Source organism: Brevibacillus parabrevis, assembly GCF_022701015.1.
Taxonomy (GTDB): domain Bacteria; phylum Bacillota; class Bacilli; order Brevibacillales; family Brevibacillaceae; genus Brevibacillus; species Brevibacillus parabrevis.
The window spans coordinates 584878-610000 of record NZ_CP064090.1 but is presented as its reverse complement, the minus strand read 5'-3'; the positions used below and the strand labels follow the sequence as shown (position 1 = coordinate 610000).

Genomic DNA, 25123 nt, shown 5'->3' with positions numbered 1-25123 from the left:
AAAAGCTACCCTGGGGATAACAGGCTTATCTCCCCCAAGAGTCCACATCGACGGGGAGGTTTGGCACCTCGATGTCGGCTCATCGCATCCTGGGGCTGAAGTAGGTCCCAAGGGTTGGGCTGTTCGCCCATTAAAGCGGTACGCGAGCTGGGTTCAGAACGTCGTGAGACAGTTCGGTCCCTATCTGTCGCGGGCGTAGGAAGTTTGAGGAGAGCTGTCCTTAGTACGAGAGGACCGGGATGGACGCACCGCTGGTGCACCAGTTGTCACGCCAGTGGCACAGCTGGGTAGCTATGTGCGGACGGGATAAGCGCTGAAAGCATCTAAGCGTGAAGCCCCCTCCAAGATGAGACTTCCCACAGCGCAAGCTGGTAAGACCCCTCATAGACGATGAGGTTGATAGGTTCGATGTGGAAGCGCGGTAACGCGTGGAGCTGACGAATACTAATCGGTCGAGGACTTATCCACACATGCTTAGCAATCATGCGTATTCAGTTTTGAAGGAATAAATCCTTCAACGTTCCTCGGTAGCTCAGTTGGTAGAGCAATCGGCTGTTAACCGATCGGTCGGCGGTTCGAGTCCGTCCCGAGGAGCCATATGATGCTCCTGTAGCTCAGTCGGTAGAGCGTTTCCATGGTAAGGAAGAGGTCGCAGGTTCGATTCCTGTCGGGAGCACCAGAAGTCATCCTAACAATCATGGCCCGTTGGTGAAGCGGTTTAACACAGCAGCCTTTCACGCTGTCATACAGGGGTTCGAATCCCCTACGGGTCACCTATACACCCAACTATTTGTTGGGGCTCTCGCAAAGTACTCGGTGTTGCTACAACGCAATCTCTTCACTTTGTGGGGTACTTTGGAGGCTTAGCTCAGCTGGGAGAGCATCTGCCTTACAAGCAGAGGGTCGGCGGTTCGATCCCGTCAGCCTCCACCACTTTTTATAGCTGAAAATGGGGAGATAGTGAAGTGGCTAAACACGGCAGACTGTAAATCTGCTCCCTCCGGGTTCGGCGGTTCGAATCCGTCTCTCCCCACCATTTTTTTCGCGTTTTTGGGGTATAGCCAAGCGGTAAGGCAACGGACTTTGACTCCGTCATTCCTAGGTTCAAATCCTAGTACCCCAGCCATTTGCGAGCCATTAGCTCAGTTGGTAGAGCATCTGACTTTTAATCAGAGGGTCGAAGGTTCGAGTCCTTCATGGCTCACCAGTTTTTACTGGTAAAAAAATATGTGCCCTTAGCTCAGCTGGATAGAGCGTTTGACTACGAATCAAAAGGTCGGGAGTTCGAATCTCTCAGGGCACGCCATTTTCACCTTATAATCGGGAAGTAGCTCAGCTTGGTAGAGTACTTGGCTTGGGACCAAGGGGTCGCAGGTTCGAATCCTGTCTTCCCGACCATTTTTACCCTTCATTTTTGCAGGGTTTTGCATGTTTTCCATAAAGTTGTGCGGGTGTAGTTCAATGGTAGAACTCCAGCCTTCCAAGCTGGTCGCGTGGGTTCGATTCCCATCACCCGCTCCATATGTTTTGTGTAAAGCGAGCGGCCGATTCGGTTGCTCGTTTTTTTGTGTTCCCAAAAAGGGACATTTTTGACAATAACATGACAAACGGGTTATTTATGCAAAATCCTGTCGAGTTGAGTCATTTCGCCATCGGAGGCTACAATATAGGGGTGAAGCAACAACGATCGAAGGAATTGGGGGCATTTATAATGAACAAGAACATGAGTATTGTTGGCGTACCGATGGATCTGGGGGCAGACCGCCGTGGAGTAGATATGGGGCCTAGCGCAATCCGCTATGCAGGTGTAGTAGCTCGTCTGGAGAAAATGGGCTTTCACATCGAGGATCGCGGAGATATTTTTGTCACCCGTCCACACCACTTTACGGAAACGGAAAATCATAAATATCTGGATGAAGTTGTAGAAGCAAATGAAAAGCTTGCTGATGTTGTAAGCGATATCATGACCGCTGGCCGTTTTCCGCTCGTGCTGGGCGGCGATCACAGCATCGCTCTGGGTACGATCGCTGGTGTGGCAAAACACGTGAAAAATCTCGGGGTCATCTGGTTTGATGCTCACGGAGACTTGAACACCGGGGAGACATCTCCATCCGGCAACATTCACGGAATGCCGCTGGCAGCAAGCCTTGGCTTCGGACATCAGCGCCTGACGAACATCGGTGGCTTTGCACCTAAGCTGAAGCCGGAAAATGTGGTGATCATCGGAGCGCGCGATCTGGATCAAGGGGAACGCGATTTGATCAAGCGCATCGGCATGAAAGTGTTCACGATGCACGAGATCGACAAGTTGGGCATGGCTCGCGTGATGGATGAAGCGATTGCCCATGTGTCCAAAAACACAGATGGCGTACACTTGAGTCTGGATTTGGATGGACTCGATCCGCACGATGCACCAGGGGTAGGAACGCCGGTGATTGGCGGCATTTCCTATCGCGAAGGCCATGTGTCCCTTGAGATGCTGGCTGATGCCGACATTCTGTGTTCCGCCGAGTTTGTGGAAGTAAATCCGATCCTTGATCGCGAAAACATGACGGCACGGGTTGCCGTTGCGTTGATGAGCTCTGTATTCGGAGATAAATTGCTGTAAAATGAAGGGGTAAAAAGCAAGAAGAGAGGCTGCAATCGCCTCTCTTTTTGCTTTTTACGCATCTTTACATTGGTGGAAGAAAGAAGTACATTCTAAGGATGGAGATGTAGTTCGTTTAATAGGTGATCAAGTTGCACGCTTAGGGCGACTAATTCAGGAGTGATGGATGCCTGCTTCTTGTACTGATCATTCAGTTCTTTGCGCAACTGCTCGATCTGGAGGAGAACGTCTTGTTTTGACATACGTCCCACTCTCCTTTCCATCTGAGGGATGAAAGAGTTATCATCACTAATATATAGAGGTAGGCAGTAGCCTTATTCCTCTAATTCCCAACAAATTACCTGCACAAACGCGTATTTGGAACGAAACCATTTGCAGTATCATCCGTATATAGGATTACGGTATTGTGGGGAGGATGGCATGGATTTTGTAGAGAAACGGTTGACTCAGCGGGCGAAGCGTGGAGACCGCGAAGCATTTGCGGAGTTGATCGAGATTTATAAAGACAAGATTTTTCAGCTTGCATATCGTATGGTAGGGAACCGTCAGGATGCGGAGGACATCGCGCAAGAAACCTTTTTGCGCGTGTATGCCAACCTGCATTCGTACGATGACAGCTACAAGTTCTCCACATGGATCTACCGGATCGCAACCAATCTATGTATCGACCGCGGCCGTAAAAAACGACCTGACTTTTCATTGGATGAAGAAACCGAACCAGGACAGGGAATGGACTGGTATTCGCGCCTGTCTTCTAGTGAAAAAACACCAGAAGACAAAGTCGTGACGCAGGAGTTGCAGGAGACAGTACAGGATGCCCTGTCTCATTTGCAGCCCAAATATCGCTCGATTATGATCTTGCGCTACATCGAGGACTTGTCGTTGCAAGAGATCAGCGATATCGTAAAACTTCCCATTACGACGATTAAAACGCGCATTCACCGAGGACGGGAAGCGTTGCGAAGCAAGTTGCGATTGATGTGAGAAAGGAGAAAATCACGATGGAATGCCGGGAAATGATAATTCTCATTCACGAATATTTGGATGGGGACACTGATGAATTAGCCAATCAGCATTTGCAAGCACATATAAGGTCATGTGCGAGCTGCCGCCAGCATATGCACGAGCTGCAGCGGGCCATCGCTTTTGTACAGAGCGCTTCACATATTCATGTTTCTCCTGATTTTACTGCACGCGTACTCGCGCAATTACCTGCGCCGACCAAAGCCAACCTTTTTTCCAGCTGGCTGCGCAATCACCCGTTTTTGACCGCGGCAGCAGTATTTCTGTTCCTCATGACGGGCAGCTTGTGCGCGAACTGGTTCGATCGGGACAACACGCTACAGGTATCCTCCGCGAACATGGATAAGTTGAAAATAGATCGGCAACGCAACGTCGTCGTGGTGCCGGCTGGAACGAGCATCGACGGTGATTTGGTCGTGCGCAACGGCAATGTAGACGTTCAAGGACACGTCAAAGGAAATGTCGTAGCCATCGAAGGCAAAGTGTTCGTGGCATCTACCGCTCAGGTGGTGGGAAACACTGAATCTATAGAAGCTATTTTCGATTGGATTTGGTATGAGGTGAAAAATATTGGAAATGACTTGCTTCCGATCTTGCCATAAGAGAAAATAGAGAGTACAGCTATCAACAGCACGGCAGTGGAGCCGTGCTTTTTCCGCAGGAGACAGGCTGACCTTATTTAGATGGAGCGAGATATGGGGGCTTCGTTATGATATCGATGGATTATGGGGATTTACTGCGGTATGGAACGGATATTTTACTCGTTACATACGTGATCTATAAAATCATTATGCTCATCCGCGGAACACGCGCGGTACAATTGCTGAAGGGGATCATGGTCATCGTCATCACCTGGCTCCTCAGCAAATACTTCCAGCTGACGACGCTTCACTGGTTGATGTCCCAGGCGTTTACTTTCGGGGTATTGGCTGTGGTCATTATCTTTCAGCCGGAACTGCGGCGTGCGCTGGAGCAGCTCGGGCGAGGCAAGCTCTTTTCGCGTTCGAGCAGCCTGCAAGATGACGACATGGTAAACCGCGTGGTGCAGGAAGTGTGCAAATCGGTTACCTACATGGCAAAACGGCGGATTGGGGCATTGATCGTCATTGAACGCGAGACAGGTCTGAACGACTATGTAGAGACGGGCATCGCCATCAACGGGCGGGTAAGCTCGGAGCTTTTGATCAATATTTTTATTCCGAATACGCCATTGCATGACGGAGCCGTGATCATGCGCAAGGACGTCATTTTGGCTGCTGCCTGTTACCTTCCGTTGTCCGAGAACAACTCCATCTCCAAGGAGTTGGGGACTCGTCACCGCGCCGCAATCGGCGTGAGCGAGGTTTCGGATGGCATGTCCATTATCGTTTCGGAAGAGACGGGACAAGTGTCTTTTGCCGCGCATGGCGCGATGAACCGAAATCTGACGGAGGCGCAACTGGCAGAGATGCTGACCGAACAGCTCCAGCCTCTGTCAAAGGGCAAGTCCATTGGCAGTCGTTGGCAATGGAGGCGAAAACATGGATAAATGGTTGAACAGTCATTGGTTTGCACGGGCCGTAGCGCTGCTTTTGGCTGTCATGATGTGGATGGTCGTCAATCTGGAAACAGAGCAGACCCCGACTCCGGAAGCGAGCCAGCCCGTCTTTATCGACGGCGTGACCTTGCATGTCAAGTACGATACGGATCGTTTCCAGGTCGTCAAGCAGCAGCGAACGGTAAAAGTCGCTTTGGAAAGCAACAACCCGTTTTACCGCCATAACTTTTTCCCGGCTGATTCGATGGAAGTATACGTCGATGCGACCAATTTGGGAAAAGGGACTCACAGGGTTCCTGTCCAGTACAAAGGGTTTCCGGATGAAGTGAAAGTGGGCATCATTCCGAACATCGTGGAAATTACGCTGGAAGAGAAGAAGACAGTGGAACGGGAAGTTACCGTGGAAAAACTGGGACAAGTAGCTCCCGGCTATACCGCGGGTGAACCGATCGTCAAGCCGTTCAGGGCGCTTGTCAGAGTTCCGGAAAGCCAGGTAGACAAAGTGGCGGCAGTCAAGGCGTCCGTCGATCTGGAAGGGGCCACTTCCGCGATTAAGACTACAGTCCCACTCAAAGTCGTGGACAAGTCAGGAAATGTGATTCAAGGGGCGGATGTCATTCCGTTGACGGTTGAGGTAAACATCCCGGTCACCAGTCCTTTTGTGAAAGTGCCGATCAAATTAAACTTGACGAATGAAATGCCGAATGGCTATAGTTTGGCTAGTATGGATATGAATGTGGATGAAGTGACCGTTTTTGGTCCGAAAGAGGTCATCGACGCCATGAAGGCGAACACCTACTCAGGACCGGAAATCGATCTTAGCAACATTACATCAGATCGTCTTTTGGAGCTAAAGATACCGTTAGCGGATAACATCGTGAAGGTAGAGCCGGAGTATCTCAAGGTATCGTTGAAAGTAGTTCCGTCCACAACCAAGCGTTTGGAGAAAATCCCGATTCGCATCAGCGGGTTGTCAGAGACTATGCAAGCCAGGGTGTTGTCCACCGATGGTCAGGAGCTGTCTACAATTGACTTTGATGTAATAGGTGCAGCCCAAGTGCTGGATCAATTGAGACACGAAGACTTGCAGGTCGTGGCAGACGTCAGCAATATGCCGGCTGGTGTGTACGAGGTGCCTCTGAATTATATTTTCAATCAGCCGGATTATATCAAGACTTCTGCGAGCGCACCGAAAAAGGTCACAATCGAAATCACGAACAAACAAAGGTAGACATAAGCTGTTGTGTGCACAAGGAAGGAAATGAGGGACAAACATGGGGAAGTATTTCGGAACAGACGGTGTGCGTGGTGTAGCCAATACACAATTGACACCCGAACTGGCATTTAAAATCGGTCGCGTTGGCGGCTACGTTCTCACCAGACACAAGCAGGAAGGCAAACCAAAAGTGGTGATTGGGCGCGACACGCGCATTTCCGGACAAATGCTGGAAAACGCGCTTTTGGCTGGCTTGCTTTCGGTTGGAGCAGAAGTGGTCAGATTGGGTGTCATCTCCACCTCGGGTGTTGCGTATCTCACGCGTGCATTGGGTGCGGATGCGGGTGTCATGATTTCCGCCTCCCACAATCCGTTTCCGGATAACGGAATCAAGTTCTTCGGCAGCAACGGTTTCAAACTGTCCGACGACGTAGAAGCCGAAGTGGAACAGTATCTGGACGCCGCAGAGGACACTTTGCCAAGACCAGTAGGAGAACAGATCGGCACGGTATTGGAATTTCTTGAAGGTGGACAAAAGTATCTCTCTCACCTGAAAAGTACCGTATCCGAGCGTTTCGACGGTTTGAAGGTCGTTTTGGACTGTGCCAATGGAGCGGTGTCGTCGCTGGCAGCCCGTTTGTTTGCAGACGTGGACGCAGAAGTGATCACCATCGGGGCCAACCCGAACGGAGTCAATATCAACGAACAATGCGGCTCTACCCATCCTGAGCGACTTCAGGAGGAAGTGCTGAAGCATAAAGCTGACCTGGGACTTTCTTTTGACGGCGATGCGGACCGCTGTATCGCGGTCGACGAGACAGGCGAAATCATCGATGGCGATTACATCATGGCGGTTTGCGCACGTGCGTTGAAAGCAAAAGGAAAGCTCAACAACAATACTGTTGTCACAACTGTTATGGCCAACATGGGCTTTTTCAAAGGGATGGAGGAGTGCTCCATTCATACAACCAAAACGGCTGTAGGCGACCGCTACGTGGTGGAAGAGATGCTGCGCGGCGGCTACAACCTCGGTGGAGAACAGTCCGGCCACATCGTCTTCCTGGATTACAATACGACAGGTGACGGCCTTTTGACAGGCTTGCAGCTGTTGAACATCATCAAGGAATCGGGCAAGCCTTTGTCCGAGCTGAAACAGGTGATGGTCAAGTATCCGCAGCTTTTGATCAATGTCCGTGTAGAGGACAAGTCGAAGTTGAACGGCAACGTAGCGATCGAGCAGGCGATCCGCGAGGTGGAAGAAGAGCTGGCAGGCAACGGCCGTGTGCTGGTTCGTCCGTCCGGTACAGAGCCGATTGTACGCGTGATGGCAGAAGGCCCGGATGCTGCTCAGCTGGAAGGGCTTGTACACCGGATCGTAGACGTGGTCAAACAGGAACTGGTATAAAAAATGTTCGGAGGGAGTGGTGCGATGCCACTCCCTTTTGCATACATGTAAATGACGAAGATATTGTCGCTTCGTTCGATCTGTGGTACAGTGTTCATGTGCGCCGGAGCACCAATTGCAAAAATTGGGAGGAGATTGAACAGACACATTTTTGAGGGAAAGCAAGAAACCAACAGTCGTAAAGCGCCAGCACTGTGGCTGCCCGACATGGAGCCCAGTGGACGAGGTGGAGGTTTATCGAAGATTTCGGCGGGTACCTCCCGGCAGCAGTATCACTGCCGCAGAACGCAAGGACAAAGCATCAGGGTGATCTGATGGACAAAACTTTGCGTGTGATACGTTTCAAGCCACGGATTAGTACAAAAATATAGATCATAAAACATGGAATGGCGGGGGCACTCCCCCGTACCATTGGTTTTGGGTTGTGTCCCCGTCAATTTTGGAAGGGGATCATACACTTATGTGCGGAATCGTTGGATATATTGGAGATAAACAAGCGCAAGAGATCGTTATCGGAGGTCTGCGCAAGCTGGAGTATCGCGGTTATGACTCTGCTGGCATCGCGGTAGTGAATGACAACGGCCTGGAGTTGGAAAAGGCGCAGGGACGCCTTGCAGTGCTGGAAGATCGTTTGGAGTCGAAGCCGCTTTCCGGCTGCATGGGAATCGGGCATACACGTTGGGCGACGCACGGAAAACCGTCTGACGAAAACTCCCATCCGCATACTGACGCAAAAACGTCTTTTGCTGTCGTTCACAACGGGATCATCGAGAACTTCCTGCCGTTGAAGGAAGAGCTGCTTGCAAAAGGCTACACGTTCACTTCCGAGACAGATACCGAGGTCATCGCTCACTTGCTGGCTGACATGTACGACGGAGATATCGTGTCTACAGCGCGTCGAGCTGTACAGCGTATGCGTGGTGCCTATGCGTTGGGAATCATGACCGAGCATGAGCCAGATAAGCTGGTAGCGATTCGTTTGGCTAGCCCGCTTGTGGTCGGCGTAGGTCAGGGCGAGAGCTTCATCGGCTCGGATATCCCGGCTATTTTGGAGCATACACGCGACGTATACATTTTGAACGAAGGCGAAATGGCTGTTTTGACTCGCGACGGCGTGGAACTGATGGACGCAGAGAGCGGAGAAAAAATCGAGCGGGATCTGTTCCATGTCGAGTGGGATTTGGTGCAAGCGGAAAAAGGCGGCTATGATTCTTTCATGCTGAAAGAAATTCATGAGCAGCCTCAAGCAGTCCGCGACACGATGGGCGCACGCATTGACCACGAGAACAAACGCGTCATTTTGCCTGAGCTGAAAATGAGCGATGCCGAGCTGGCAATGTACGACCGAATCTACATTGTCGCTTGCGGTACTTCCATGCACGCAGGTCTGGTCGGCAAAGACGTCATCGAAAAATGGACCCGTGTACCGGTAGAGGTAGCTGTAGCTTCCGAGTTCCGTTACCGCGACCCGATCTACACGGACAAAACGTTGATGATCGTCATCAGCCAATCCGGTGAGACAGCAGATACGCTGGCTGCGCTCCGCGAAGCGAAGAAGAGCAACGTGAAGGTCATGGCCATCACGAACGTAGTAGGCAGCTCTGTCGCGCGCGAGGCGGACGAAGTGATCTTCACCTGGGCTGGTCCTGAAGTAGCCGTAGCTTCTACCAAAGCGTACACTTCCCAAGTGGTAGCCCTGTACCTGTTCAGCCTGTATCTGGCGCAGGTAAAAGGCACGCTGGAAGCGGCCGAGGTAGCAAGCGTAGTGGAGCATCTGGAAACCATTCCTGGCAAAATCGCATCGATGCTCGAAGACGCCGAGCAAGTGCGCCATTTTGCAGAGAGCACAAAAGGGGTAAACAGCCTGTTCTTCATCGGCCGCAGCCTGGACTACGCGGTATCGCTGGAAGGCTCCCTGAAGCTCAAGGAAATCTCCTACATCCACTCCGAGGCGTACCCGGCTGGCGAACTGAAGCACGGTACTCTTGCGCTGATTGAAGATAACGTACCAGTCGTCGCATTGGCTACACAACCAGACATCTACGAAAAAATGGTGAGCAACATCGTGGAAGTCAAGGCGCGCGGCGCCCATGTCCTGGGCTTCGCAACCGAAGGCGACCAAGACCTGGCAAAGAGTGTGGACGAAGTCATCTACCTGCCAGCCACGCTGCCAATGCTCGCACCGATTCTGACCGTCATTCCATTGCAATTGCTCGCTTACTACGCTTCGATCTCTCGCGGCCTGGACGTGGATAAACCACGGAATTTGGCGAAGAGTGTTACGGTGGAGTAGGGGAGATAGGGCTAATATAGCAAGTGTTTGGTTATAAAAAAGTATGAAACTCCAAGAAAAGTCCCGATGATGCTTTGTTAGGTCATCGGGATTTTTATTTATAAAAAGGGCTGTTGTGCTTGTGCAGTGATAATCCAGTTTTAGACAGATGAATAAAGGAATAGACTGGATGATAAAGTTGTAACACTAAGCTCGCAATGCAAGCTTGCAGACTTTGGGACTGGCAGAATTTTTGGCAAAGGTGCGGAGCAGGTTGGATATATCTTTTGTACGTCCTGAATAACTGAACGTTCTGCGAAGTTGCAAGGAAGCATATTCGCAGGGTGAGTTGGTAAGAAACGATTAAAGGAAAACTTTATCTGAAAAATATAAATAGCACAAAAGGCGGTAATGTATGAACACGCTAACCAAAGAAACGGTAGATGAATTGTTGGCAGCAATGGACGCTTATAAAGAAATTGCGCAAGAACTCATGGATAAATTAATATTGGAAACAAACCAGCCTGAAAAATCAGAGATAATAAAAGGAAGTTACTACTTAATTTCAAATGCGGAATTACTAAACGGTGAAGAATATTTAAGCGGTAATTGGTACTTTGATGTTCATGGAGAGCATTGCATGTTTGAAAACTTAGATACCGGACAAAAATTGGAAGTTTCCCTCGGGAATAAAGACGATATTGGAAATGTTGATCCTTACTTTTTTTATGACTTCTTGAAAACAACTGAGGATTTTAAACACTTAATTCAATATTTTGCAAACCCGTTTGGTGATATGTTGAATTTTTTTGAGGCATTAGAAAAGCGAAAAATACTTGTACATATTCACGGTGTTGAATACAGAAAGATTCTTCAGAATGAAAAATAATTTTGGTCGTTGATGAGCGCTTCTACGGAGAAGCAAAAGAAATTCGGCGGGGGACGAAAAGGTTTTCACCGAACACGAAGGTATATTGTTTCCCGACGCTATGGGGGGATGGGTGCAACCGGAGAAGCCATGAGAATGCTGCAGCAGTCACTGATCTATTAACCATGATGTAAGATTGCTCTCTATTTGGACTATGTAGAAGGGCTAGTCATCTGGTGAGTTGAATACCAGGAAGAAATCCGGCGAAGACTGATTATTCATCACATGAAAAAGAAGGATAAAAATCACAACGATTTTCATCCTTCTTTTTGCTATTTTAATGATTTTTAACGACTTCCTGTCCCCGCACATTCCACGTCAGCGCAAAAACAAGCGCAGCCACTACGCACGAAGCTGTCAGCAACATAAACCCTGCATCCCAGCCGGAGGCGTCAACGATAACCCCCATCAATGCATTTGCGGAGACCGTACCGCCAAGGTAACCAAACAGACCCGTCAGCCCTGCCGCGGTTCCAGCGGCCTTTTTCGGAACAAAATCAAGGGCTTGCAAACCAATCAGCATGACTGGACCGTAAATCAGGAACCCGATCGCGATCAGGCAAATCATATCGACTAAGGAATTTCCAGCTGGGTTGAACCAGTAGACCAGAACAGCGATCAATACGCCGAGCATAAAGACAAACCCTGCGGGTCCACGGCGGCCCTTGAACAATTTATCGGACAGCCAGCCGCACAGGAGCGTTCCCGGAATGCCTGCCCATTCGTATAGGAAGTAAGCAACGCTCGACTTGTTCATATCAAAGCCTTTTTCCTCGCTCAAATAGGTTGGCGCCCAGTCCAGAACGCCGTAACGGACGAAATAGACGAAGATGTTGGCAACTGCGATGGCCCAAACCCATTTGTTGTTCAACACATATTTGAAAAGGATTTCTTTTGTAGAAAATTCTGTTTCAAACGTTTTCTTCGTCTTGGTTGGATAGTCATTGCGATATTCTTCGATAGGCGGCAGGCCGACTGACTGCGGAGTATCGCGAATTAAGAAATACGTAATGAATGCAAAGACAATGGCAACGAGGGCAGGCAGGATAAATACGCCTTCATATCCGGAACCGATATTACCCGAAAGCCCGGTGAACATCGCTGCACCTGCAACAGCAAGGGGGGCCATCAAGCCTCCGCCAACGTTATGGGCAACATTCCAAATCGCTGTTTTGCCTCCTCTTTCACTTACACTAAACCAGTGTACGAGGACACGTCCAGATGGAGGCCAGCCCATTCCCTGGAACCAACCGTTCAGGAATAGCATTACAAACATAATCGTGACGGATGAGGTGAAGTAAGGGACAACGCCCATCAGCAAACTGATAAGTGCAGAAAGAATCAAACCGGCGGGTAAGAACATTCGCGGGTTGCTTCGGTCTGAAAAAATGGCCATTACAAACTTGCTGATCCCGTAGGAAATCGAAATGGCAGATAAGGCAAAACCAAGCTCTGATTTTGTAAATCCTTCTTCAATCAAATAAGGCATGGCGAGCGAGAAGTTTTTGCGGATGAGATAGTACGCCGCATAACCAATGAAGATTCCTAAAAACACCTGAAGCCTGAGCTTTTTATACTCAGAATCAATTTGTTCGTCAGGCAATCTGTCAATAGGCGGTGCAGGCCTAAACAGTTTGAGCATCGTATTCCTCCCCTAAAGTAATTTCTAACAAAGATGACGATACACGCAAAAAAACCCATACTTTAATGGCGCTTTCAAAAATGAAAGTGCCAGAAAGTATGAGTCTCCGAGTCTCCATCAAAGTTAACTTGTCATTAAATATATTCTATTATTCAGTGAAAACGTTGTCAATGAAGTTATTTTGGCGGGATTAGCTGTGCCGATTCCTAACCCGAAGAAGAGAGCGGGTAATCCTTCGCGGCGAAATCCCGTCTCCCTTGAATCTGCCATCAGGCTGCGTTTTTCAAACCAGATGTCCGTTTGTGAAGGCAGCTTGCAAAGAGCTGACTCCCGTTAAACAAGAAGCAGCTCCCAACCATTGTGTAGCCTGCCATTTATACGAAAGCGGAGAGCGTTAGCCTCGTTAGCCTACACAGCTAACGCTTTTCCGACTTTCTACGCGAAAATAAACCGAACTGGCAGCAGAGGGGGTGGCTCTCTCGATAACAAAAAAGTTGCCACTCCCCCTCAAAATTGATATTTTATATATGCGTGCGCACGCAAATAAAATCAAACACGGATTCTATAAGGAGCCACCCCATGAACTACTTTCTCAATCAGCAAAAAATCAAACAAATATGCGGCGATATCTCGTTTAAAAAAGGGAAGAGGTACTTTGCAGAAAAGCGGGTAAAGCTCATCCATTACCATCCCGGCCAGTCGATTTTCCGGGCGACTGTAAATAGCGGAGCGCTGTTCGACGTCACGATTAAAAAGGACAATAACGGATACATCTACGCGGAGTGCACCTGCCCGAGACTCTCTTCTTACCACAAAAGCTGCCAGCACGTTGCGGCTGTTCTCCTCTGCTTGCACGATATACAGGTCAATGGCTTACCTCCCCAGCAAGTTTCTCCGCGCCAGACTCCTTCGCCATTATCAGCTGCAAAAAGGATCGAGCACCCGGAACCTAAGCCGGCACGCAGCCTGGCAGGGGATTTAGGCATCGACGACCTGGCAAAAGGAAAAGCAAATACTCGTTTCAAAGGCAAGCTGTTCCTGGACAGAATCAAAAACAGGCTGCTGGCGGGTTTGGAGTTTCACTATGATGCGATCGTCATGAATCCATTGGAAGCCATGCATGACGACATCCCAACCGAATCACGTCTCAGCCAACTGGGAGAGAAGGAGCAGGAAATTCTTCGGCTAATGAAAGAGAGTCTCGGTACGCGAACGGAGAGCGGCTATTATTGGAGCAACGATGAAGAGGAGTACCATTTTTTGGTCCACATGGTTCCGCAGCTGCAATCGCATGTAGAAATCCATGCCACAACAGCGGTGCGGGACCGCATATGTAAAGCAGATACGCGGCCAACGGTCAGGGTGGAGGTTGACGAGCGCACCGATTGGCTCATCTTTCAGTTTGATATGCAGGGAGTTCCGGAAGTGGAAATTCGCGAAGTATTGCTGAGCTTGAGTGAAAAAAGGAAGTTTTACCGACTGCGGGATGGCCGCTTGCTGTCTTTGGAGGCAAAGCAGTTTGCAGATGTGGGCATGTTGCTTGAACAGCTGAACAGGGGCAAAGCGCAGGTCGTGGAGGGCAAAATTCGTGTCCCGTTTGTTTTTGGTCTACAGCAAATGGCACAGACACCAGAGAGTATCCTGACGAAAGGAAGCTCTTTTCAACAGTGGGTGGAGGAACTGAAAAACCCGGGGAAGTCCGACTTTCCCCTTCCCCCGCAGCTTGCGCCCATTTTGAAAAGCTATCAACAAGAGGGATTCCAATGGCTGAAGCGTTTAGCCCAAAATAACTGCGGCGGGATTCTTGCGGATGATATGGGGCTGGGGAAAACGCTGCAAAGCTTGGCCTTCATCGCCGCAGAGCTATCGGAGATCAGGGCGCAGGGCAATCCAGTTCTGGTCGTAGCGCCTTCCTCGCTTATATACAATTGGCTGCACGAGTTTGCCAGGTTCACACCGGAAGTACGTGTTACGGTTGTGGATGGTCTTCATCAAGAAAGAAAAGCGGCGCTGGAGCGGGCCAGTGAGACAGACGTTTTCATCACGTCGTATCCGTTATTGCGAATGGACAGTCATTTCTATCAAAAAAGGGTGTTTCATACGCTGTTTCTCGATGAGGCACAAGCTTTTAAAAACGCCGATTCGCTGACGGCAAAGGCGCTCCAAAAACTCCAGGCCGCCAATCGCTTTGCGCTGACAGGCACGCCGATTGAAAATAACATCGAGGATGTCTGGGCGATTTTCCACGTTGTTTTTCCGGGGTTAATGCCGGATCGCCAAGTTTTTCATGAGCTTTCGCGCGAAAAAATAGCACAGCTGATCGCGCCGTTCATGCTTCGTCGGATGAAGGCAGAAGTGCTCAGAGAGCTGCCAAGCAAAATGGAAACCATACTGACCTCCGACTTGCTGCCTGAACAAAAAAAGCTGTACGCCGCTTACTTGGCCAGGCTCAAGCATGTTTCCCTGAAGCATGTCGGCAAGGATACTTTTCAGGAAAATCAGATGAAAATCCTAGCTGGCTTGACGAGGTTGCGTCAGCTTTGCTGTCATCCGGGCTTGTTTTTGGAAGGGTATGCAGGAGGCTCGGCGAAGCTTGCGCAGCTCGGCAAACTGGTGGTGGAGTATCGGCAGCAAGGCAAGAGAATGCTCATCTTTTCGCAATTCACGGAGATGCTTGCGATCATTAGCAAGGAATTGAGTCACAAGGAATGCAGCCACTTCTACCTGGACGGTAATACAGCCGCCAAGGAGCGGGTACAGCTTTGCGATCGGTTTAACAAGGGAGAGAGGGAAGTGTTTCTCATTTCGCTAAAAGCGGGAGGGACAGGCTTGAATCTCACAGGGGCAGACACGGTTATCCTGTACGACCTCTGGTGGAATCCGGCTGTGGAACAGCAGGCAGCCGATCGCGCGTATCGCTTGGGGCAAAAGAAAGACGTTCAAGTCATCAAGCTGATCGCGCAAGGAACGATTGAAGAGAGAATACATGAGTTGCAAACCAGTAAACAGAAGCTTTTTCAAGAAGTTATTCAACCGGGGGAAAATCAATCGTGGAAGCTTACGGAGGAGGGGATTCGAGACATTTTGGAGATAAGATAGAGGGAGCTGTCCTTTTGGAGAGCGGGGTAGACACGTCAAAAAACCTGTAACAGCGTTTTCTTGCTGTTGCAGGTTCTTGAGGTTTGACGGTCTATTTCAAGCACGAGTGTGGAGGCGGAGGTTATTGAAAATAAGCTGCGCGCAAATCTTCGGCGACCAGCGCTGGCTCCTCCCATTCCAGGAAGTGTCCTCCGCAATCAAGCTGGACCCAGCGCGCGATATTCGTGCTGCGGGCCGCCCATTCGCGTGGCATTAAAAACATGTCGGAGCCGGCCATCAGCATGCACGTAGGGACTTTTACATCCAGATGGAAGCTGTTGCTGCGCGTACACTCTGCATACAACCGGATCGAGGAAGCGATCGTCTGGGTCACCCAATACACTGTCAAATTCGTCAAAAGCCGATCCCGTCCATAGCGGTTGACGAAATCATCGGGGCGGTCTGTCCAGGCATGGAATTTTTCCAAAACCCAGGAAGCCAGACCTGCCGGAGAGTCGTTCAAGGACACGGCAACCGTTTGCGGCTTCGTCGCTTGCAGCAATGCGTACGCCCACTCTGATTTCATCCAGGCGGCGGAGTTGGCGATAAATTCTGCCTCGGCTGGCGTGATATCGTCAGGAACCTCCGCGACGAGGAGATTCGTACCCGAGAAGTGCAGGCCGATGAGCTGCTCTGGATATTTGTGAGCGAGGTGCATGAGCACACCTTGTCCCATGTCGCTGCCTCTCCCGATATAGCGCTCGTAGCCCAACACCTTCGTCATCAGAGTGGAGAAAATGTCAGCCATGTAGGCGATATCCATGCCGGATTGACTTGGCCGACCAGAGAAGCCGTAGCCAGGCAAGGAAGGGATGATGACATCAAAATCTTGATCTGCCTGTCCGCCATAAGCGGCCGGATCAGCCAGGAGCGGGGCAATCTCCGCCATTTGCACAAACGAGCTGGGCCAGCCGTGGAGCATCAGGAGCGGCTTGGCCGAAGGACTTTTTCCGCGGAGGTGGATGAAGTGGATCTCGATACCGTCAATCGTTGTCGTATAGTGCGGCAGCTCATTCAAGGCTTGCTCCTGTTTGCGCCAGTCAAAGCCATCGCTCCAATAGGCGACGAGATCGCGCAAGACGACATCGTCAGTGCCGTAGCTCCATCCTGTATGTTCGATTCGGTCGGGCCAGCGTGTCTGTTTGAGCCGATCGGACAAATCATCGAGGATTTGCTGATCGACCGAGATTTGGAAAGGACGGGGAGCGGTATAGGATAGAGGGCGACTGTTCATTGGTTTATTCTCCTTGTAGAAAAGCAAGATACAAGCTGCTTTTTTATTTGCGTGCGCACGCACATATAATATAGCAAGTTGCTTTTTGTTCGTCAACGCTCATGCAAAAGCAGCATGTTCATGAAATCGTGATCGAGATGTTTTTCTTGTTCATCCCATTACGGATAATAGCGGTGATGTCCGGCAAGATTCCTTGATAATCGGCTCTTCCCTGGTCGGAGAGGCGAACCAATGAGCTGCGGCGATCGGTTTCATTTAAACGGCGTTCCACAGTATGGCAAGTTTCCAGGCGACTGACAAGACGGGAAACCGCGCTGTGGCTCAGATTGACCATTTTGCTCAGTTGGTCGATGGTAAGTCCCGCGCCAGTGTCGTCGTTGAGCACAGTGATGACCATAAACTCACTGACGGTTAAATCGTAGTTGGATTTAAGGAATTTTTCCAATTGCTGATTGAGGGTTACGTACAACTGATCGAGAGCCATCCACGTTTGCAAAGCATCTTCCATGTTCCAAAACCACCTTTTGCAGCCTAAAGATATATTGATTTTACTGTATCTCTCCTGCACGTTCAAATTGTAAAAATATCTGCACTCGCTATGAACGAAAAAAGGATAGGTTTTTACATTTCTTTGACAAGAAAATACGAAGCTGCTGCCATAATGAATGAAGGAAAAAATGGGGGAGGAACGTATGGCTTATTCCATTTTGCTTGCAGAGGATGATCCGTCTATCGCCGAGCTGCTTCAGCTGGCGTTAACCGCTTCCGGCTATCACTGCAAAATCGCAGGGGATGGACACATCGCGAAGCAGTTGTTGGGAGATAGCGGCTACGATTTGGCATTGCTGGATATCATGCTGCCGGGACTGGATGGATACCAGTTGCTGGACATTTGCAAAGAGAAGCACGTACCCGTTATTTTTGTGACTGCCAAAGCGAGTGTGCTGGACAAGGTGCATGGATTGCGGCTGGGGGCTGAGGATTATATTGCAAAGCCGTTTGAACTGTTGGAAGTATTGGCAAGAGTGGAAGTTGCGCTGAGAAGGCGGGTTCAAGAGACAGAAGAGATGCTGCTGATTGGCGACGTGAAAGTAGATTGTATTGGGCGCAAAGTGTACAAAGCGAACGAGCTTATTACTTTGACGCCGAAAGAGTATGAACTGCTGGCGTTTTTGCTGCAAAACCCGAACATTGCCTTTTCCCGTGACAGCCTGCTCAGCCAGGTGTGGGGTTTTGACTTTTACGGAAGTACGCGAACGGTGGATACGCATATTTTGAACCTGCGGACAAAGCTCGGGCTGTCCAGCTACATTCAGACGGTGCACAAAGTTGGTTACCGATTGGAGCTGGCGTGATGTTGCGGACAGACGGACAAATGCCTCTTTGGATACGGATTTATTTGCTGGCATTCGGCTTGAGTGCGGTGATTATTTTGTTCTTTTGCTATCAAATCGCGGCTGTCTCAAGTGAGCATAGCATGCAGAGAGAATATAGCCGCTCGCTGGACAGGCATGTGATGTTTGCGAGTGCGATGAAAATGTATGCAGCTTCCATCGAGAAAATGGCGTTCAATCCGGGGTTGCGGCAAGAGCTGTTGACGAGAGCGGCACAAAATTACGGGCGGTACTATACAGATGGCAAAAGCTATATCGCGATGACGAGTCTGGATGGAGAAAAGCTGTACAGCAGTTTTTCCCCAGCGGATGAAAAGATCATGGAACTGGACCCGCCAAAAGACGGCAGGCGGAGCTTCGTGATTCGTCAATCGGGTGAGCACAGCGTCCTGTTTGTATCAGGCTGGATGAGCATAGCAGGCCAGCTCTATCGTCTCGACTATGAAAACGATGTGACCGACATGGTAGCTGGTCAGCAGACTCTCGCTACACAAATCGCCCTGTGGTTTTCCGCAGGGATGATTTTGCTTGCGATCTGTTTGTATGTCCTCATCCGTCATGCGTTAAGGCCGCTCGCCCAGCTGGGTACGCAAGCAAAAGCACTTGCCAGGGGAAACTACGATCCGCGCATTGCAGTGGCTCGCCGGGACGAAATCGGGCAATTGGCGCTAGAGTTCAATCATATGGCCGATGCTGTTCAATCCCATATGGAGCTTTTGCGCAGAGAGGTAAAAGAGCGGGAAACCTTGATTGCCAGCCTTGCCCATGAATTGAAAACGCCGCTCACGTCGATTATGGGCTACGCCAGTTTGCTGGAAAACTATGAACTGGAGCAAGCCGAGAAACAAAAAGCGCTTCGCCTGATTCACTCGGAAAGCAAGCGGCTGGATGACATGTCAAAAAAACTGCTGAATCTGTTCCGGCTGGGCAATGGGCGAGTGGTGCGAAAAGAGCAGGTCAGGGTCGCTCAGCTTTTGGAGCACCTCGACATGATCTCGAAGCTGTCGCTTGCGGGCAAAGGGCAGTCATTGGTGATGAAATCCGTCGTGGAGACTGCCTTGGTGGATGAGGAGCTGCTGTACGTTTTGCTGAATAATTTGGTGGAAAATGCCTCGAAAGCGTCGGGTTATCACGAGACGATTTTCCTCAGTGTTTATGCGGAAGGGGAGTTTGTTGTCTTCTGTGTAAGCGATAAGGGCTGCGGCATTCCGGCGGAACATGTGAGCGATGTGTTTCAGCCGTTTTTTGTGTTGGATACTGCCCGGAATCGAAAGTACAGCGGCCACGGATTAGGCTTGTCCCTTTGCAAGGCGATTGCGGAAGCGCACGGGGGGAGTATTTCCATCGTCAGCAGTTTGGGAAAAGGGACGAGTGTCTATATACGAGTGCCGAACGGACAAGTTTTGCAAAACGATGACAGAACGCAGATGGAAGGATGACATGCCGGTGATACGCTAACGGTGTCGAACATCCGGAGGTTCGGCCTCATTTCTTGCAGGGAGGGAATCGTATGGAAACCAGTAAAAAAACAACCAGGAAGTCTCGATTGCTGCTCGGCCTTGCCGCAATCGGCACGCTCGCTGTCGCATCCAGTTTTTCCGTGGCGACGTATGCGCAATCTGTGCTGGATGGCAAGATGAATGTGGTCATGACGGAGGCTGCACCACCGAAAGAGCTTGAGGGGAAAGAGACGGTTGCGGATGCTTCCAAACAGCAAAATGCACAAGCCGAGTCCCAAATGGTTTTTCCAACCGCCATGTCCAAAGAGCAAGCCGAGCCGTTTATCAAAGCGGCAACGGAAGCTTTCAAAGCGAGGAAGATCGAGCTGCCCCAGCATGGCTACTGGATTAGCAGCAAATATATCGACAACGAATCAAAAGACGTGCAAATTGACTGGTACCCAAACAGCTTTGACGGTATCGGGCCGATGAACGACATCGAGGGCAAGGTGTATTTCGTCTACTTTACAAAAGCCGATTTGCAAAAAGGGACGGGTGAAATCCAGACTGTGCGCGTGATTGAGCAAGGCGGGATGCCAACTGCCGCCAGTTCCGCAAATTAGCTTATGACAGTGAAGGAAAAGAGTCGCGTATGCGGCTCTTTTTCAGGTGACGCCTGCTCTGTGGAAAAAAGCGGCGTATGCTATACTGGCTGATACGAAAAAACTATTCGGGAGACAGGGTGAGCGCAATGGATGGAGCGATCAAGGAATTTTTGTCTAGCGGTGCAAAGCCGATTTTGTCCAGCGATGATCTGGGGTGGTCGAACATCATGCTTTCCCGGTGGGAGAACATACCGCCTGCCCACCTGTACGACGCTTCCCTCGCCAAAAGGCATGTCATGGCCATACATGGCACACAGGAGCCGCTGAACTTGCAGTTTTTTCAGCACGGCAATCGAACGGAAAAAAAGCTGGCGCCAGGCGATATTCAGTTGTTAGCAGCGGGCGAGAAGTGGTCCTGCCGCTGGACAAGAGCGATCTCTTTTGTGAAGCTTGCGATCGATCCGCTTTTTCTCGACCAGGTTGCCGAAGAGTCGGGGGTTGGGCATACAGACAAATGGCAGCTGGAACAAAAGCCCTTGGTCAAGGACGAAAAGCTGATCGTGCTCACCCGCTGGATGATGGAGGAAGTGCTCAACGGCGGGGCCAACGGAAAGTTGTACAGCCAATCGCTTGCGACGACGATGGCAGTCCATTTGCTTCGGAACTATACCGCAAACGCCAGAAGTAGTGTGGCATCGTCTACAGCGACAAACGAGCAGGTGACGGCCGCAATCGAGTACATGCGCATGAATGTGGAACAGGACATTTCCTTGAAGGAGCTTGCGGTGGTTGCCAATATCAGCCTGTCACAGTTGGTGAGGTTGTTCAAACAGCATACGGGAGTGACACCGCATCAATATTTGATCCGGTTGAGAATGGAACGGGCCAAGCAGCTCATTCGCTGCGGCCACATGAGTTTAAAGGAGGTTGCTGCCCAGAGCGGCTTTGCGGATCAGGCCCATTTTACCAGGCAGTTTAAAAAAGTGACGGGCTTGACCCCGTTGAAATACGCGTCGTCCCGCTGAAAGGAGCGCGATTTTTCACAAAAACTTGCGCATTCTGTTCAATATTTTGCGGCAAAGCTGGCGCTATACTTTGGGGGCAGGTTTGTCAAGAAATGAAAAGGAGTGGAGCAGGAATGAAAGCAGCGGAAATCGTGAGCGAGTTTTTTCAACGGGAGGCTAACCAGGATATACAGGGAATGGGGAGCTTGATGAGCAGCGACATCGTCTATGAGATGCCGTTCGGTCTGCAAGCGGGCCAGATTCAGGGCAAGGAAAAGCTGCTGCAATTGCTTGATCAGTTCATTGGAAAAGAGAACGGGATGTACGCGGCGTGGGAAATCAGCAACATCCGGGTGTACCCGGTTGGCGATGGGAAGACCGAGCTTGTTTTCGCAGAAATGGAGAGCAAAGGGACTGTGAAGCAAAGCGGGTTTGCGTATGCCCAATCGTACGTCAGTCTCGTGCAGGTAAGCGATGGGCAAATTTGTTTGTGGAGAGAATATTTTAATCCGATTCCGTTGCAGCATGCCCTTGCCTCGATTGACGATCACAAGTAGTCGTCTAAACCCGCTGGCAGGAGCTTGGATCGCGTTCCACTTTACCGTGATAGCAGCAGATGCTGGAACGGGAGTTGGGAGTTGACTTCTTCGCAAAACGATAGTAGTATTTAAAAACACCACTAAAAACAAACGGATAAGAAAGGAGGTAGAGCCATGATTGATGAGCTGCGAAAAATCGGATTATCCGATCTGGAAGCAAGATGCTATTTGGCGCTTCATGAGGACCCGAAGATTTCCGGTTATGAGGTTGCCAAAAAAGTATCCGTATCCCGCACGAATGTGTATGCGGCCCTGCGCTCTTTAACGGAAAAGGGCATATGCCGGGTGATCGAAAGCGAACCTGTGCTCTATGATGCCGTCCCGATTGCACAGCTTGTTCGTCTGCTGAAAACGGAATTTGAACAAACAACGCGTGTGCTACAGGAGCAATTGAATGCTGTTCCCACCACGCCGCCGTCTTTTTACAGTTGGCAAGGTGACAAAACGATCGAGACGGTCATTCATCGCCTGATTGCGAATGCGGACAAAAGCATTGTCGTAGATATTTGGTCCGAAGATGTGAGCTGGGTGGAAGAGCCGCTTCTGGAAGCGGAAAAGCGCGGGGTTGCTGTTACGCTGATCTCGATCGGGGAATGCAACACGAGCGTAAAAAATGTGATCATTCACCAAAGAAGCGAAGAGTGGAGCTCGGTTCGCACGCGAAAATTTTCGATTTTGTGTGATGTTCATTCCGCTTTGCTTGGCAGCTTTGGGAAAGGCATCAAGCCCACCGCTCTGGAAACAAATCATCCTTCGCTCATTGAGCTGTTGCAAAACACATTTTACCATGACCTCATCATGGAGCAAGTGGAGCGCGATTTTGGCAAAGAGCTGGAAGCGAAGTACGGGAAGCATTATGAGCGGATCATTGATGCGTACAAGGAATACTTGTAAAACAGTATTCCTCTATTTTTGATCTGTAAATAGTAGTATTTAAAAATACTCCTAAAATAACGGAAAAGGAAGTGCGACTCTGCATGAACACGGCTAATCCGGAGACCGCAAAGGCGATCGATCCAAAGCGCTGGTGGGCGCTGGCTGTTTTATTGCTTGGGACTTTTATGGTGTTGTTGGATTCGTTTATTGTAAACGTAGCGATTCCAACGATTGAAGAACAATTACACGCGAGTACCACACAAATTCAATTCATTGTGGCTGCCTATGTGCTTTCTTATGCTGTGTTGCTGATTACTGGCGCTCGTCTGGGGGATTGGCTGGGACGCAAAAAGCTGTTCATTGTCGGTATGATCATATTTACCGTGGCTTCTGCCTTATGTGGATTTTCGACAAGCGCAGGATTTTTGATTTTTTCACGTGTCATCCAAGGGGTTGGCGCCGCGCTTTTGATCCCCCAAGTGCTGGCTATTATTCAGGTGATCTTTCCGCCTGAGGAAAAAGGGAAGGCGATTGGTTTTTACGGTGCAGTCAGCGGGCTTGGCTTGATCGCGGGACAAATGATCGGTGGCGCACTGCTCCATTTTGATATCGGAGGGCTCGGTTGGAGTTCCGTGTTTTTTATTAACATTCCTTTTGGTATTTTGGCTGTTTTGCTCATCATTCCATTGATCAAGGAAACAAAATCGGCAGGAAAGCAAAAAATTGACGCGCTCGGCATCTTCATTTTGACGGGCAGCTTGCTGCTGTTGATCTATCCGCTGGTTGTCGGAAGAGAGGCAGGTTGGCCGCTGTGGGTATTCGCAAGCTTTGCGGGAGCGCTCGTTGCTTTCTTCCTGTTTCGGATACACGAAAAGAGAATGGTTGAACGCGGGGAGAAGCCGTTGATTCCTGCAGCGATTTTTCACGAGCGTTCTTTTACTCTGGGTGTCCTTACCATTTTGGCTTATCAAATCGGCAATAGCGGGTTTTTTCTCGTTGTATCCATAACGCTACAGGACGCTTTGTCCCTTTCTGCCATGGATTCGGCGCTGGCGTTCACTCCGATCGGGCTTGGCTTTTTTATCGCATCGTTGCTTGGGCCGAAGTGGGCAAAGAAAAATGCCCATGTGCTGAAAGTGGGGGCAACGGTCTTGATCGCGGGCTATGCGGCAGTCATAGCGGCGTGTTATGCCTTTGCCGCTGAGCTGTACTGGCAGCAGCTCATTTTGCCATTCTTCCTGATCGGCTTGGGACAAGGTTTGGTTGGCGCTCCGCTGATGGGAACGATTATGTCGGGTGTCGGAAGGGAATATGTAGGAGCGGCGTCAGGCATATTGAGCACTTTCATGCAGACAGCCAATGCGCTTGGAGTCGCCGTAATCGGGACCGTATTTTTTGCAGCTCTCTCAGGGCAAGCAGCAGCTGATATGCACCTGCAGCTAAACGCCTTCACCTTGGCGTTAGGATGCAGTATTTTCCTGGCCGTTGTAACGCTGATTCTGATTATTGGCTTGCAATGGAAAAAGTCCGTTCCGCAGCAAGGCGCTATGGCTAAAGCGGGAAAAGGGACGTAAATCTATACGCTGACAAAAACGCTGCATCCCTGTACTCATAGGGGTGCAGCGTCTTTTATTGTTCAGGCATGTGATGCATGCGTTTCCAGACCAAGCCTGGGATTACTTGCTGTTCATTTTTGCATCGCTCAATTTCTCTTGGATGAGTGCCATTGCCTTGCAAATCTCGTTCACGTCACGATCAGTCAGTCCATCCAACAATTGCTCGATTTGTTCGTCCGACTGGCTGTGAATGTTATCCAATACCTCTTTCCCTTTTTGTGTTAAAGAAAGGAACGTTTTTCTGCTATCGGTCAGTGAAGTTTTTTTCTCTATGAGTTCTTCTCTCTCAAATTTGCGTAAAATTCGACTCATGTAGCTTCTATCGATCCGAAGCTCTTGCACGAGGTTGTTGGCGATGCATTCCGTTCTCTCGCTGATCTCAAACAATACCCGCGCTTCCGTTAATGTATAATTGGTCTCTAAAATTTGGTCATTAAATAAGCCCAGTATCTTCGTATAAAACCGATTGAATTGCCGAATGTCAGAGATGCTTTGCTTATTCATATAGGCTCCTTTTTAGTTGACTTAGTCCACATTTAAGATTAGTATAATTGTACTTTTAAAATGTGGACTGAGTCAACTTTTGA

Annotated in this window: 21 protein-coding genes, 10 tRNA genes, 1 rRNA gene and 1 pseudogene (1 of these 33 cut by a window edge); 28 read left to right on the top strand and 5 right to left on the bottom strand. The window is 49.8% G+C overall.

The window, feature by feature from the left end; translation table 11 throughout:
- From IRJ17_RS02845 to rocF, 12 genes are all read left to right on the top strand, one after another.
- Positions 1 to 468: ribosomal RNA gene (locus IRJ17_RS02845) — 23S ribosomal RNA — on the top strand; it begins 2444 nt to the left of the window's first position.
- 53 nt (positions 469 to 521) lie between these two features.
- Positions 522 to 597: transfer RNA gene (locus tag IRJ17_RS02840), tRNA-Asn, on the top strand.
- 6 nt (positions 598 to 603) lie between these two features.
- A tRNA-Thr gene (locus tag IRJ17_RS02835) sits at positions 604 to 679 on the top strand.
- A gap of 20 nt (positions 680 to 699) precedes the next feature.
- Positions 700 to 773: transfer RNA gene (locus IRJ17_RS02830), tRNA-Glu, on the top strand.
- 84 nt (positions 774 to 857) lie between these two features.
- Positions 858 to 933: transfer RNA gene (locus tag IRJ17_RS02825), tRNA-Val, on the top strand.
- An 18-nt stretch (positions 934 to 951) separates the two neighbouring features.
- Positions 952 to 1036: transfer RNA gene (locus IRJ17_RS02820), tRNA-Tyr, on the top strand.
- 15 nt (positions 1037 to 1051) lie between these two features.
- A tRNA-Gln gene (locus IRJ17_RS02815) sits at positions 1052 to 1126 on the top strand.
- Between the two features lie 5 nt (positions 1127 to 1131).
- Positions 1132 to 1207 (top strand) — tRNA-Lys (locus IRJ17_RS02810).
- Positions 1208 to 1229: 22 nt separating this feature from the next.
- Positions 1230 to 1306, top strand: a tRNA-Arg gene (locus IRJ17_RS02805).
- A gap of 15 nt (positions 1307 to 1321) precedes the next feature.
- Positions 1322 to 1398, top strand: a tRNA-Pro gene (locus tag IRJ17_RS02800).
- Between the two features lie 49 nt (positions 1399 to 1447).
- Positions 1448 to 1521 (top strand) — tRNA-Gly (locus IRJ17_RS02795).
- A gap of 190 nt (positions 1522 to 1711) precedes the next feature.
- Positions 1712 to 2608: an arginase gene (rocF, locus tag IRJ17_RS02790; protein WP_063229045.1), complete on the top strand. Its 897-nt coding sequence runs from the start codon at positions 1712 to 1714 to the stop codon at positions 2606 to 2608.
- Between the two features lie 92 nt (positions 2609 to 2700).
- Here the strand turns inward: rocF and IRJ17_RS02785 are convergent, their stop codons facing one another.
- Positions 2701 to 2850 carry an aspartyl-phosphate phosphatase Spo0E family protein gene (locus IRJ17_RS02785; RefSeq protein WP_063229046.1) on the bottom strand — a complete coding sequence of 50 codons (150 nt, stop codon included), beginning with the start codon at positions 2848 to 2850 and terminating at the stop codon, positions 2701 to 2703.
- Between the two features lie 178 nt (positions 2851 to 3028).
- Between IRJ17_RS02785 and sigW the strand changes: the two genes are divergently transcribed.
- From sigW to IRJ17_RS02750, 7 genes are all read left to right on the top strand, one after another.
- Entirely contained in the window at positions 3029 to 3592 is a 564-nt protein-coding gene (gene sigW / locus IRJ17_RS02780) for an RNA polymerase sigma factor SigW (protein WP_063229047.1), read from the top strand.
- Positions 3593 to 3609: 17 nt separating this feature from the next.
- Complete coding sequence (locus tag IRJ17_RS02775) at positions 3610 to 4233, top strand: zf-HC2 domain-containing protein (protein WP_122962140.1); 624 nt, start codon at positions 3610 to 3612, stop codon at positions 4231 to 4233.
- 107 nt (positions 4234 to 4340) lie between these two features.
- Positions 4341 to 5159 carry a diadenylate cyclase CdaA gene (gene cdaA / locus IRJ17_RS02770; RefSeq protein ID WP_007780837.1) on the top strand — a complete coding sequence of 273 codons (819 nt, stop codon included), beginning with the start codon at positions 4341 to 4343 and terminating at the stop codon, positions 5157 to 5159.
- Positions 5152 to 6399: a CdaR family protein gene (locus tag IRJ17_RS02765; protein WP_173597875.1), complete on the top strand. Its 1248-nt coding sequence runs from the start codon at positions 5152 to 5154 to the stop codon at positions 6397 to 6399. The genes cdaA and IRJ17_RS02765 overlap by 8 nt, the downstream gene beginning before the upstream one ends.
- A 43-nt stretch (positions 6400 to 6442) precedes the next feature.
- The gene (gene glmM / locus IRJ17_RS02760) at positions 6443 to 7789 is read left to right on the top strand and encodes a phosphoglucosamine mutase (RefSeq protein WP_122962142.1); all 1347 of its coding nucleotides are present in this window, start codon (positions 6443 to 6445) and stop codon (positions 7787 to 7789) included.
- 460 nt (positions 7790 to 8249) lie between these two features.
- A complete protein-coding gene (glmS, locus tag IRJ17_RS02755) occupies positions 8250 to 10082 on the top strand; it encodes a glutamine--fructose-6-phosphate transaminase (isomerizing) (RefSeq protein WP_173599681.1) in 1833 nt (610 codons plus the stop codon).
- Between the two features lie 394 nt (positions 10083 to 10476).
- Positions 10477 to 10950: a DUF6896 domain-containing protein gene (locus IRJ17_RS02750; RefSeq protein ID WP_242773160.1), complete on the top strand. Its 474-nt coding sequence runs from the start codon at positions 10477 to 10479 to the stop codon at positions 10948 to 10950.
- 316 nt (positions 10951 to 11266) lie between these two features.
- Here the strand turns inward: IRJ17_RS02750 and glpT are convergent, their stop codons facing one another.
- Positions 11267 to 12631, bottom strand: a complete 1365-nt coding sequence (gene glpT / locus IRJ17_RS02745; protein ID WP_173599691.1) for a glycerol-3-phosphate transporter — start codon at positions 12629 to 12631, stop codon at positions 11267 to 11269.
- Positions 12632 to 12846: 215 nt separating this feature from the next.
- Between glpT and IRJ17_RS02740 the strand changes: the two are divergent.
- Together IRJ17_RS02740 and IRJ17_RS02735 are read left to right on the top strand one after the other, a co-directional pair.
- Positions 12847 to 13029: pseudogene (locus IRJ17_RS02740) on the top strand (oligopeptide/dipeptide ABC transporter ATP-binding protein); the annotation flags it as partial.
- A 181-nt stretch (positions 13030 to 13210) separates the two neighbouring features.
- On the top strand, positions 13211 to 15730 hold the full coding sequence (locus tag IRJ17_RS02735; protein ID WP_173599692.1) for a DEAD/DEAH box helicase: 2520 nt from the start codon (positions 13211 to 13213) through the stop codon (positions 15728 to 15730).
- A 121-nt stretch (positions 15731 to 15851) separates the two neighbouring features.
- Here the strand turns inward: IRJ17_RS02735 and IRJ17_RS02730 are convergent, their stop codons facing one another.
- Positions 15852 to 17003: an epoxide hydrolase family protein gene (locus IRJ17_RS02730; protein ID WP_242773151.1), complete on the bottom strand. Its 1152-nt coding sequence runs from the start codon at positions 17001 to 17003 to the stop codon at positions 15852 to 15854.
- Between the two features lie 118 nt (positions 17004 to 17121).
- Positions 17122 to 17511, bottom strand: a complete 390-nt coding sequence (locus tag IRJ17_RS02725; protein WP_122962149.1) for a MarR family winged helix-turn-helix transcriptional regulator — start codon at positions 17509 to 17511, stop codon at positions 17122 to 17124.
- Positions 17512 to 17695: 184 nt separating this feature from the next.
- Between IRJ17_RS02725 and IRJ17_RS02720 the strand changes: the two genes are divergently transcribed.
- The 7 genes from IRJ17_RS02720 (at position 17696) to IRJ17_RS02690 (ending at position 24494) form a co-directional block, all read left to right on the top strand.
- Entirely contained in the window at positions 17696 to 18358 is a 663-nt protein-coding gene (locus IRJ17_RS02720) for a response regulator transcription factor (protein WP_242773148.1), read from the top strand.
- The gene (locus tag IRJ17_RS02715; RefSeq protein ID WP_242773145.1) at positions 18358 to 19836 is read left to right on the top strand and encodes a sensor histidine kinase; all 1479 of its coding nucleotides are present in this window, start codon (positions 18358 to 18360) and stop codon (positions 19834 to 19836) included. The genes IRJ17_RS02720 and IRJ17_RS02715 overlap by 1 nt, the downstream gene beginning before the upstream one ends.
- Positions 19837 to 19907: 71 nt before the next feature.
- The gene (locus tag IRJ17_RS02710) at positions 19908 to 20459 is read left to right on the top strand and encodes a hypothetical protein (protein ID WP_173597894.1); all 552 of its coding nucleotides are present in this window, start codon (positions 19908 to 19910) and stop codon (positions 20457 to 20459) included.
- A gap of 128 nt (positions 20460 to 20587) precedes the next feature.
- A complete protein-coding gene (locus IRJ17_RS02705) occupies positions 20588 to 21466 on the top strand; it encodes a helix-turn-helix domain-containing protein (RefSeq protein WP_242775199.1) in 879 nt (292 codons plus the stop codon).
- A gap of 113 nt (positions 21467 to 21579) precedes the next feature.
- Complete coding sequence (locus IRJ17_RS02700) at positions 21580 to 22002, top strand: nuclear transport factor 2 family protein (RefSeq protein WP_173597896.1); 423 nt, start codon at positions 21580 to 21582, stop codon at positions 22000 to 22002.
- A gap of 156 nt (positions 22003 to 22158) precedes the next feature.
- Positions 22159 to 22938: a TrmB family transcriptional regulator gene (locus IRJ17_RS02695; protein WP_122962155.1), complete on the top strand. Its 780-nt coding sequence runs from the start codon at positions 22159 to 22161 to the stop codon at positions 22936 to 22938.
- An 83-nt stretch (positions 22939 to 23021) separates the two neighbouring features.
- Positions 23022 to 24494, top strand: coding sequence for an MFS transporter (locus tag IRJ17_RS02690; RefSeq protein WP_242773142.1), 1473 nt, complete (start codon positions 23022 to 23024; stop codon positions 24492 to 24494).
- 102 nt (positions 24495 to 24596) lie between these two features.
- Here the strand turns inward: IRJ17_RS02690 and IRJ17_RS02685 are convergent, their stop codons facing one another.
- Positions 24597 to 25040: a MarR family winged helix-turn-helix transcriptional regulator gene (locus IRJ17_RS02685; RefSeq protein WP_242773130.1), complete on the bottom strand. Its 444-nt coding sequence runs from the start codon at positions 25038 to 25040 to the stop codon at positions 24597 to 24599.
- Positions 25041 to 25123 lie beyond the last annotated feature (83 nt).

Coding starts and splice junctions, on each gene's coding strand:
- rocF (WP_063229045.1), top strand. CDS start 1,712: ATGAACAAGAACATGAGTATTGTTGGCGTACCGATGGATCTGGGGGCA.
- IRJ17_RS02785 (WP_063229046.1), bottom strand. CDS start 2,850: ATGTCAAAACAAGACGTTCTCCTCCAGATCGAGCAGTTGCGCAAAGAA.
- sigW (WP_063229047.1), top strand. CDS start 3,029: ATGGATTTTGTAGAGAAACGGTTGACTCAGCGGGCGAAGCGTGGAGAC.
- IRJ17_RS02775 (WP_122962140.1), top strand. CDS start 3,610: ATGGAATGCCGGGAAATGATAATTCTCATTCACGAATATTTGGATGGG.
- cdaA (WP_007780837.1), top strand. CDS start 4,341: ATGATATCGATGGATTATGGGGATTTACTGCGGTATGGAACGGATATT.
- IRJ17_RS02765 (WP_173597875.1), top strand. CDS start 5,152: ATGGATAAATGGTTGAACAGTCATTGGTTTGCACGGGCCGTAGCGCTG.
- glmM (WP_122962142.1), top strand. CDS start 6,443: ATGGGGAAGTATTTCGGAACAGACGGTGTGCGTGGTGTAGCCAATACA.
- glmS (WP_173599681.1), top strand. CDS start 8,250: ATGTGCGGAATCGTTGGATATATTGGAGATAAACAAGCGCAAGAGATC.
- IRJ17_RS02750 (WP_242773160.1), top strand. CDS start 10,477: ATGAACACGCTAACCAAAGAAACGGTAGATGAATTGTTGGCAGCAATG.
- glpT (WP_173599691.1), bottom strand. CDS start 12,631: ATGCTCAAACTGTTTAGGCCTGCACCGCCTATTGACAGATTGCCTGAC.
- IRJ17_RS02735 (WP_173599692.1), top strand. CDS start 13,211: ATGAACTACTTTCTCAATCAGCAAAAAATCAAACAAATATGCGGCGAT.
- IRJ17_RS02730 (WP_242773151.1), bottom strand. CDS start 17,003: ATGAACAGTCGCCCTCTATCCTATACCGCTCCCCGTCCTTTCCAAATC.
- IRJ17_RS02725 (WP_122962149.1), bottom strand. CDS start 17,511: ATGGAAGATGCTTTGCAAACGTGGATGGCTCTCGATCAGTTGTACGTA.
- IRJ17_RS02720 (WP_242773148.1), top strand. CDS start 17,696: ATGGCTTATTCCATTTTGCTTGCAGAGGATGATCCGTCTATCGCCGAG.
- IRJ17_RS02715 (WP_242773145.1), top strand. CDS start 18,358: ATGTTGCGGACAGACGGACAAATGCCTCTTTGGATACGGATTTATTTG.
- IRJ17_RS02710 (WP_173597894.1), top strand. CDS start 19,908: ATGGAAACCAGTAAAAAAACAACCAGGAAGTCTCGATTGCTGCTCGGC.
- IRJ17_RS02705 (WP_242775199.1), top strand. CDS start 20,588: ATGGATGGAGCGATCAAGGAATTTTTGTCTAGCGGTGCAAAGCCGATT.
- IRJ17_RS02700 (WP_173597896.1), top strand. CDS start 21,580: ATGAAAGCAGCGGAAATCGTGAGCGAGTTTTTTCAACGGGAGGCTAAC.
- IRJ17_RS02695 (WP_122962155.1), top strand. CDS start 22,159: ATGATTGATGAGCTGCGAAAAATCGGATTATCCGATCTGGAAGCAAGA.
- IRJ17_RS02690 (WP_242773142.1), top strand. CDS start 23,022: ATGAACACGGCTAATCCGGAGACCGCAAAGGCGATCGATCCAAAGCGC.
- IRJ17_RS02685 (WP_242773130.1), bottom strand. CDS start 25,040: ATGAATAAGCAAAGCATCTCTGACATTCGGCAATTCAATCGGTTTTAT.